At 68.2% G+C, this 7,403-nt stretch carries 6 protein-coding genes; 1 reads left to right on the top strand and 5 read right to left on the bottom strand.

Translation table 11 applies throughout. The annotated features are described in order from the left end of the window. Nucleotides 1-114 precede the first annotated feature (114 nt). On the top strand, nt 115-1,599 hold the full coding sequence (locus QN347_RS18280; RefSeq protein ID WP_322162066.1) for a lipopolysaccharide biosynthesis protein: 1,485 nt from the start codon (nt 115-117) through the stop codon (nt 1,597-1,599). 3 nt (nt 1,600-1,602) lie between these two features. On the opposite strand, the gene QN347_RS18275 is transcribed toward QN347_RS18280, so the two are convergent. The 5 genes from QN347_RS18275 to prmC form a co-directional block, all read right to left on the bottom strand. Beyond that, nucleotides 1,603-2,031, bottom strand: a complete 429-nt coding sequence (locus tag QN347_RS18275) for a CBS domain-containing protein (RefSeq protein ID WP_322162064.1) — start codon at nt 2,029-2,031, stop codon at nt 1,603-1,605. Between the two features lie 93 nt (nt 2,032-2,124). Beyond that, the gene (locus tag QN347_RS18270) at nt 2,125-3,708 is read right to left on the bottom strand and encodes a hypothetical protein (protein WP_322162062.1); all 1,584 of its coding nucleotides are present in this window, start codon (nt 3,706-3,708) and stop codon (nt 2,125-2,127) included. Beyond that, the gene (locus tag QN347_RS18265) at nt 3,642-5,057 is read right to left on the bottom strand and encodes a DUF4139 domain-containing protein (protein ID WP_322162060.1); all 1,416 of its coding nucleotides are present in this window, start codon (nt 5,055-5,057) and stop codon (nt 3,642-3,644) included. The genes QN347_RS18270 and QN347_RS18265 overlap by 67 nt, the downstream gene beginning before the upstream one ends. Nucleotides 5,058-5,184: 127 nt before the next feature. Then, nucleotides 5,185-6,279 (bottom strand): DUF4167 domain-containing protein, encoded by a 1,095-nt coding sequence (locus QN347_RS18260; RefSeq protein WP_322162059.1) that lies wholly within the window; start codon nt 6,277-6,279, stop codon nt 5,185-5,187. Nucleotides 6,280-6,534: 255 nt separating this feature from the next. Then, nucleotides 6,535-7,401, bottom strand: coding sequence for a peptide chain release factor N(5)-glutamine methyltransferase (gene prmC / locus QN347_RS18255; protein WP_323494292.1), 867 nt, complete (start codon nt 7,399-7,401; stop codon nt 6,535-6,537). Nucleotides 7,402-7,403: the final 2 nt, after the last annotated feature.

Genomic DNA, 7,403 nt, shown 5'->3' with positions numbered 1-7,403 from the left:
GGCACCCCTGATTCGGTCAAACCCTTTTTTGCACTTTTCTTGCAATCCCGCGTCAATCCCGCAGAAACGCTCGGGTTTAGGCTCCTTAAAGGCTTTGCGGCTAAGGGTTGCTCCATGACCGCCGCCGCCGACGCCCCGATTCCCGCCACCGAATCGCTATCCAATCAGGTGCGCAGTGCGGTGATCTGGCGTTCGGGCAGCCAGATCCTCGCGCAGCTGGTGCAATGGTCCTCGACCTTCCTCGTCATCCGCATCCTCAACCCGCACGATTACGGGCTGTTCGCGATGACCGGCGTGGTGCTGGTATTTCTCAACATGCTCAACGGCTACGGCCTGGCGAGTGGGCTGATCCAGAAGCCGCAGGTCACGCCACGCGACATCCGCCAGCTGTTCGGGATGCTGCTGCTGCTCAACGGGCTGCTCGCCGCAGCGCAGGTGTTCATCCTCGCCCCCGCCGCCGCGACTTACTATCGCCAGCCGATCGTCGCCCACATGCTGCAGGTCCAGGCTTTGCTCTATGCGACCACCCCGTTCATCGCGCTGCCCTACGCGCTTCTCTCGCGTACGCTCGACTTCAAGCTGCAGGCGCGCGTCAACATCCTTGCCTCGATCGCCAGCGCAAGCGCCGCGCTCGGCGGCGCGTTGGCTGGACTGGGCGTGTGGACGTTGGTGCTCGCGCCACTCGTATTGTTCGGCGTGCGTGCCATCGGGATGACGATCGCCGCAAAGTCGCTGGTCTGGCCGAGCTTCGACTTTCGCGGATCAGGCACGCTCGCGCGCTATGGCGGGGTGATGGCGATCGGCCAGCTCTTCTGGTTCGCGCAGAGCCAGGCCGACGTGTTCATCGCCGGCCGGCATTTCTCACCGCACGAGCTGGGCCTCTATACCGAAAGCCTGTTCCTGACCCAGGTGTTTGTCTCGAAATTCGTGCCACCGCTCAATGAAGTCGCGTTCTCGGCCTATGCCCGGATCCAGCATAACAGCGCGGCGGTCGCCGCGGCGTTCGACCGGTCGGTGCGGATCGTAATGCTCGCGGCGCTCCCCTTCTATTTCGGGCTGGCAGCGACCGCGCGGCCGCTGGTCGACGCGGTGCTCGGCGACAAATGGAGCGGGACCGCGCCGGTCGTCCATCTGCTCGCGCTCGCGATGCCGTTCATGACCTTGCAAGTGCTGCTGCAACCCGCCTGCGATGCGCGCGGGCGCCCCGGTATCGGCGTCGGCAACGGCGCATTCGGCGCGCTGGTGCTGTCGAGCGGCTTCCTCGTCGCGGTGCAATGGGGCGCGACCGGCCTCGCCACCGCGTGGATCCTCACCTATCCGATCTATCTCGGCTTCAGCTTGTGGCGCTCGCTCCCCGTGATCGGGACCGACCTGCGCCGAATCTTCCACGCGATCTCGCCGGCGCTGTGCGCGGCAACCGCGATGGCACTGTGCGTCACCTTCGTGGCGGCGCTGCTCCCGCCGCTACCCGACTGGCCCGACCTTGCGATCCTCGTGACGACCGGTGCTCTCGTCTATGTCGGCTGGCTGCTCGTCTTCTCGCGCGCCGCGGTGCGCGAGCTCATCGCGGTGGTGCGCAAGCAGCCGATCCCGACCTGACCCTCACGCCGACTGGATGTAGCTGCGCATCGCCTCGGCATCGGCCTCGATCTTGTCGATGCGATATTTGACGAGATCGCCGATCGAGACGAAGCCGACCACGCGGCCCTGATCGACCACGGGCAAATGCCGGATCCGCCGCCGCGTCATCAGCGACAGCGCACCGATCACCGCTTCGCCCGGGGCGACGGTGATCGGCGGCGCGGTCATCGTGTCGCCGACGCTGCGCGTCATCGCAGCGCCGCCATGCGCGGCGATCGCGTGGATCACGTCGCGTTCGGAAAAGATGCCGACGACCGCATCGCCTGCCATCACCGGGACCGCGCCGACGCGGCGCTCGGCGAGCAAGGCGACCGCGTCGCCGACGGTCTGCTCGGCGGTGATCGAGACCACCTCGCCGCCCTTGGTGCGAAGGATTGCCGCGATCGTCATTGGCTCTCTCCTGTCTGCGCTCGTCAGCCGAGTCTCTCAGGCGCTGGAGGATTCCACGTTTGGCAGCGCTTGGGAAGCCGCGCCCTGCAATCGCTAGCGATCGGCCGATACGCGATAGCCCAGCCCGCGCGTGGCATTGGCGGGAAGCTCGATCGCCCAGACCAGCTTGCCGTTGGTGTGCGTCAGCGCGCTCGTGGGATGCGACACGCGCGGCGCAATCCGCGGATCGAACTGCAACTCGAACCGGACGGGATGAGGATTGGCGTTGCGCAGGGTCAGCGCGACGTCTTCCCACGCCTTGCCGCGATTGGCGCCGCTCTCGCGCGGCGTCGTCTCGAGCGTGACTTGCGTCGCGACCGCCAGATTCGCCTCGACCAGCTCACCGACTGCCTTGTCGTCGATCGCCCCTTCGCCGATCAGCACGGCGGCATCGCCGCGCGGCTGAAACACCGCGACCGGCCCGGCGGGAAGCGGCACGCCGAGCCCCTTCGCCCTACGATTGAGCGCGCGCAGCGTGAGGTGCGGCGCGCCGGCCTCGCCCGCAGCGTCGACCGTCGCGACATACAGGATATCGACCGGCACGGCTTGCCGATCGAGCAACGCCACTTGTTTCTGCGCGAGCGCTGCGACCGTCGTGCGATCGGGCACGCGGTAGAGCTTGAGGTCGCCGAGATCCTCCTGCGTCACCCGGCGCGGCGCGCGCATCGCCATTCCGGTCACGACGATATCCATTGTCTCGGCTGGCGGCGGCGGGGGCGGTGCGCCGGGCACCAAATCCGCGATCGGGTGCGCAAAGCAGTGAAACGTCAGCGGTGCACTGCCGCGCGCATATGGATAGGGCGCGCGGTCCTCGCGCTTCACGCGCCCGGCGACGACCATCGTCTCGGCATCGGCGAAGCTCGTCGAATCGCCGCTCGCGAGCGTGACCCAGGCGAGCAGGTCGGCGCTGCGGCCGTCCGGCTTCAGCGTCGCGACGTAGTTCGCCTGCCAGTCGAAACCCCAGGCAAGATACGACAGCGTGATCGTGAAGGTCGCAGCGCGCGGCGAGTCGAGCGCGACCGACAAAGTCGGTTTGGACGACAGCCCCGACGCGATGCCATTATAGACCAGCGTCTCCGTGGCCGGCCCGCAATCGACCGCGACCACGCCGTCGCGCGTCTGGACAATCGCCGCGCCATCGGGGCTCGACCGGATGATCGCGGATTCTTCGACGCTCCGCTTGGCGATGGTGCGGCGAAGCGTGACGGGGCGGCCGAAAGTCCCCGCGTAGAGGCTGCGCGGCGACAGCAGCTCGGCATCGAGATTCTTCTCGCGAACGCCATTCGGCAACCCGGTCACGATGGCGCTTTCGGGCAGGATCCCCGCCGCGACACCTTCGAAGCGGAGCGTGGTGCGCCCAGCCGGGATGGCCACGCGGCGCTGCTCGGTGATCAGCGCATAGCCGCCCAGCCAGCTTAGATCGATCGGCGAGTCCGCCGATCGATCGGGCGCGCGGTAGATCGTCACCGCAACGCGGTCGGGCGCGGGCGAGACCGTCTGCGCCGGCGCCGCGCGCGCGACGACCGCGACGAGCAGCACGCTCAGCCATCGCAGCGCGCGGCGCACCGGGCTCAGTACCGCGTGTCGAAAGTCGCGGTCACGCTCGCCGTGCCATTGGCGGGGACGCGGACGTGCCACACCGCCTCGTCGGCGGTGACGCGCTCGCTCGGTTGGCTCTCCGTCACGACGCGGGTGTCGTGCCACCAAGTGTCGAGCCCGTCCTGCGCGACATCGACGACCGCTTCGGTCGCGCGCGCGTTGGTCAGCGTGTAGCGCATCGTCGTGCGCCAGCGATCCGCCGAGATCCGCTCGCGCTTTTCCACCACCGGCAGCATCTTCACGTCGAACGCCTCGCCGGTCTTGAGCGCGAGCCGCGAGCCCATTGGCGTGTGCGGGATGGCGCTTTCGCCGATGAATTGCGGCGCGCCGCGCGCATCGCGCATATAGACGCGGACGGTCCCGGCGGGGAGCGCATCGCCGAGCCCGCCGTCGCGCGACGAGCTGAAGGTGAGCACGGTATCGACGCTCTTGGCTTCGCTCTGCGTCGCGAGCCACGGGTTGCGATAGAAAAACGCCTTGGCGGCGGGCGACCCGGCGACGTCGAGAAAGCTGACTTGCTTGGTCTGTGCGGTCGCAATCGTCGTGCGCTCGGCGAGCGGGTAGAGGTAGAAATCGCCGAGCTGTTCGCGGTTGGCGGTCTCGGTGCCCGACTGGTTGCCGCGCGGCGTGGTCGGGCGCGCGGAATAGCGCGGGCCATTGTCGTCCTCGGCGCTGCCGACCGATCCCGCGACGAGCAGCGTCTTGGCGGCGGTGAAGGTCGTGCCGCTGGTGTTGTTCAGCGTTATCCAGCCCTGGACGTCGAGCTTGCCCGCCTTTTCATCGAACAAGGCGACATAATCGGCCTTCCAGCCGAGCCCGCGCGACAGATAACTGAGCGTCGCCGGGCGCGTCCCCGCCGCATCGCTGTCGAGCGTGACCGACAAGGTCGGGCGCGCGCGCAGATTGGGCGGCAGCGTCGGGAAGATCACGCGACCGGCGCTGCGGTCGAGCACTTCGATCCGGCTGCCGATCTGGACGATCGTGCCGCCATTGTTGGCGAGCACGCGGGCCTCCTCGCGCGTCTCGGCGCCGGTCGCGGGGTTGGTGCGGACAAGCGTGACGGTCTGGCCGACCGCCTTGTCCATCAGCTTTTGCGGCGAGAGCAGGTCGTAATCGAAATTCTGCTCGACGATGCTCGCGCCCGTTGTCTTGAGCGTGACGGTCTCGGGGCGGATCGCCGCGGAGACGTCGGCAAAATCCTGGCGACTGCGGCCGCGTGGAAGCGCGAGCTGGCGCGTGTCCTGAATCAAGGCGAGATCGTTATTGTAGATCGTGACCGCGACGTCGCCCTGCCCCGAGCGCGCACCTTCGTCTTGCGGTAGGGCGGTGGTCTGCGCGCAGGCGAGCGCCGGGGCCCACAGCATCGTCGTCGCCAGCCAGATCCGCATGTCGCCTCCCCACTTCGTATCTTGGGGAATAGGCTAGGAATATAACGACGGTGTTACAATCCCTTCGCTGCGGCGAGCGTGTGGGACGCTCACCCCGGCGCGCGGCCGGGGTGAGGACATAGCGTGACTATTCGACCGTGGTTGCCGCGGTTGCGGGCGGGCGGCCGCGACGGCGGCGTGGCTTTTCGACGAGGTCGCCTTCCTGGCCGAACTCGGGCTCGACGACTGCCGAGACGTTGAGCGACGGCGGCAAGCGATCGGCGGCGAAACCGTTATCCTCGAAACCGGCATCGTCCGAGCCGGCTGCGTCGGACGTCACGGGCGCTTCGACGATCGGCGCGACTTCGCGGCGTGGACGGCCACGCCCGCGACGTGGCGCTTCGGCGACGGGCTCGACCGGCGCTGCGGCGTCGAGCGGAAGCTCCACACCGGCGGGCTGCGCTTCGGCGACGGGTTCGGGCGCGCGCGACACGCGGTCGGGACGCTCGTAGCGCTCGCCGCGCGGCTGGCGCTCGGCACGTTCTTCGCGCTGCGGCTCGGCCTGGCGATCGTAACCGCCCTCGCCATTGCCATTCACGCGACCACGCGGACGATCCTCATAGCCTTGCGCGGCTTCGCGCTGCTCGCTGCCGTGCTGCCCATTCGACTGCCCGTTCGCCGCAGCGTGATTGGACTGGCCGTTTTGCGCGTAACCGCGATTGCCGTCCTGACGGTTGCCATCCTGGCGGTTGCCGTCCTGGCGATAGCCGTTCTGGCCGCCGCGCTGCTGATCGCCGCGCGACTGATCGTGGCGTTGCTGATCCTGACGGGGCTGGTCTTGGCGGGGCTGGTCCTGACGGGCCTGCTCCTGACGCGGCTGCTCGACGACGCGCTCGCCCTCGTCCTCGTAATCGGGCTCGTCCTCGTCGAGCGTCGCGCCCTGAATCCGCTTGGTCGAGACCGCGCCGCCATTTTCCTCGAAGCGCGCGCGCGTTTCGGCGAGCACGCGGAAATAGTGATCGGCGAACTGGAGGTAATATTCGACGTTGACGCGGTCACCCTGCATCTGCGCGTCGCGCGCGAGCGTCTTATATTTCTCGAGCAATTGCGCGGCATTGCCGCGGGCGCGATTGTCGATGCGGTTGCCGGTGTCCTGACGACCCGGATTTCCACCACCACCCGACGAGCGCTGCTGCTGCCCGCCACGGCCGCGACGGCGGCCGGCCTGACGATTATTGATCAACGTCTTGTTGTCCTGTTCTTGGGAACCAACCTGGTCACGCTCCAGAAATATGGATGCAATGCCCCCTGCGCGCCGGCCACCGACCATCGGCATTGCGCGCTTGCCAGCGTCGCCGGACGGGGCGACTGCATGACGATGGAGGCGGACACCAGCCCATTTTCAACCGACTATGGTGAGAATGCGTGCCCCTGCGCTGTCTAATAGCGGGTCGCGAGGCAATCTCCAAGCACAATATTGTGCTGATCGAACGCAATATCACGCGCTGTGCGTTGCGATCAGCGCGCGCGGGTGGCGCGCGAGATCGTGCCGCAGCGCGACCGCGAGGCCTTGTGCGGCGAGCAGAGCGGTGACGGCAGGCGCCTGGGTCGAGCCGATTTCGATGATCGCGGCGCCGCCGGGCGCGAGCAGGGCGGGGAGCTGCGGCGCGATGCGACGATAGTCGTCGAGCCCGTCGGCGCCGGCGAACAGCGCCATGCCGGGTTCGTGCGCACGGACCTCGGCGGGGAGCGGTTCGTCGGCGCCGATATAGGGCGGGTTCGAGAGGATGAGGTCGAACACGCCGTCGAGCCCGGTCGCCCAATCGCCGGTGCGGAATTCGGCACGGGTCGCGAGGCCGAGCGTGGCGGCGTTGCGCGTCGCATAAGCGAGCGCCTCGGGCGACGCATCGACGCCGAGGCCGGTCGCGCCCGGCCATTGGTCGAGCGCGGCGAGCAGCAGCGTTCCGGGGCCGGTGCCGAGATCGAGGATACGGCGCGGTCCGGCCTTGCCGAAATGCGCGAGCGCTGCGTCGAGCAGCGTCTCGCTGTCGGCGCGCGGCACGAGCACGCCCGGGCCGACCGCGAGCTCGATCGTCCAGAACGCGCGGGTGCCGGTGATATAGGCGATCGGCTCATGTGCGAGCCGGCGCGCGAGCAACGGGCCGAAGCTGTGCGGGGTGGCGGAGTCGAGCCGGTTGAGCAGGAGCTGCTCGCGGGGGATGCCGAGTGCATGCGCCATCAGCAGCTCGGCATCGAGGCGGGGGGTTTCGCTGACGTCGGCAAGGAAGTTCGTGGCGGCGGAGAGCGCCGACCGTATCCTCCCCTCCCCTTCAGGGGAGGGGTTGGGGGTGTCTCTTATACACATCT

Origin of the sequence: Sphingomonas sp. 10B4, from assembly GCF_035019905.1 — a bacterium.
GTDB lineage: Bacteria > Pseudomonadota > Alphaproteobacteria > Sphingomonadales > Sphingomonadaceae > Sphingomonas > Sphingomonas glacialis.
The sequence above is the reverse complement of the archived record's forward strand: the minus strand, read 5'-3'. Positions and strand labels throughout refer to the sequence as shown.